Origin of the sequence: Aquipuribacter hungaricus, assembly GCF_037860755.1 — a bacterium.
Lineage (GTDB): Bacteria > Actinomycetota > Actinomycetes > Actinomycetales > JBBAYJ01 > Aquipuribacter > Aquipuribacter hungaricus.
On the sequence record NZ_JBBEOI010000411.1, the window covers coordinates 1 to 1,512 of the forward strand.

1 protein-coding gene is annotated in these 1,512 nt (G+C 77.9%); it reads left to right on the forward strand.

All coding sequences use genetic code 11. From position 1 onward, the window contains the following. Positions 1-1,512 (forward strand): PH domain-containing protein (locus WCS02_RS20240; RefSeq protein ID WP_340296111.1); only part of this gene is annotated, 1,512 nt, incomplete at both ends.

A 1,512-nucleotide genomic window follows, 5' to 3' on the forward strand; every position in this document is an offset into this window, starting at 1 on the left:
CGGTCGGCGCCACCGCCGCCGGGCTGCCCGCCCCGGACCCCGCCGCGCTCCCCGAGCCCGCCGACCCCGACACCCCGCCCGCCCGGGTGCCCGGTACCCCGCGGGTGCCGTTCACGCGGCTGCACCCGGTGTCCCCGCTCGTCCGCGGCTGGGCGGCGCTGCTGTTCGGCCTCGCGCTCGTCCTCGACGGCGTCGTCGGCGGACCGCTGCCCGGCCCGGAGATCGGCCTCGTCGGGAACCTGTGGGTCCAGGTCGCCGTGGTCGTGGGCATCGCCCTCGTCGTCGTCCTCGCCAACGTCCTCAGCTGGCGGTTCTCGCGCTACTCCGTCGACGACACGGCCGTCTACCTGCACTCCGGCGTCCTCAGCCGCACCCAGCGCCAGGCGCGGCTCGACCGGCTCCAGGCCATCGACGTGGTCCAGCCGCTCATCGGCCGGCTCGTCGGGCTCGCCGAGCTGCGCATCGAGGTCGCCGGCGGGTCGGACTCCCAGGTCCGGCTGCGCTACCTCAAGGAGGCCGAGGCCCACCGGCTGCGCAACGCCCTGCTCGCCGCTGCCGCCGGCGTGGACTACGAGCAGGGGGAGGAGGCGCCCGAGGCCCCCGAGCGCGAGGTGCTCCAGGTGCCGCCGGGCCGCCTCGTCGCGGGCACCGCCCTCACCGGGACCGTGCTCGTGCTGCTGCTGGGGACCCTCGTGCTCGTCACGGCGCTCGTCGTCGTCGCCTTCCTGCCGGGGGTCTCGGCGCGGGCCGTGCTCACCCCCCTGGCGGCGATCGGGCCCGGGGCGCTCATCGCCATCGTCCTCGCGGTCGCCGGCTCCTTCGCCCGGTCCTTCGCCTTCCGGCTGGCGGAGTCCCCGGACGGGCTCCGGGTGCGCGCGGGGCTCACCGAGACCCGGTCCGCCACGGTGCCCCCCGGCCGGGTGCAGGCCGTCCTGGTCAGCCAGTCGTGGCTGTGGCGGCGCTTCGACTGGTGGCACGTCAAGGTCAACATCGCCGGCTACGCGGCCACCGACGGTCAGGAGTCCTCCAGCGCGGTCCTGCTGCCGGTCGGCACCCGCGACGACGTCCGGGCGCTGCTGGCCCTCGTCGTCCCCGGTGGTCCCGGCCCCGACGGGAGGCCCGGTGTCGACGACCGCGTCCTCGAGGCGGGCCTGTCCGGCCGCGGCCCGGACGCCGGGTTCGTCACCGCCCCCCGCGCCGCCCGGTGGCTCGACCCGCTGGCGTGGCGCCGGACCGGCTACGCCGCCACCGACCGGGTTCTGCTCGCCCGGACGGGCCTGCTCGACCGGCACCTCGTCGTCGTCCCGCACGAGCGGACCCAGTCCGTCGGGCTCCAGCAGGGACCGGTCCAGCGCCGCCTGGGCCTGGTCTCTGTGCGCCTGCACTCCACGCCGGGCCCGGTCGACCCCGTCGTGCCGCACCTGTCGGCCGCCGAGGGCGCCCGGCTGCTGCGGGAGCAGGGCGCGCGGGCCGGTGCGGCGCGGGCCGCGTCGGGGCCCGAGCGGTGGATGC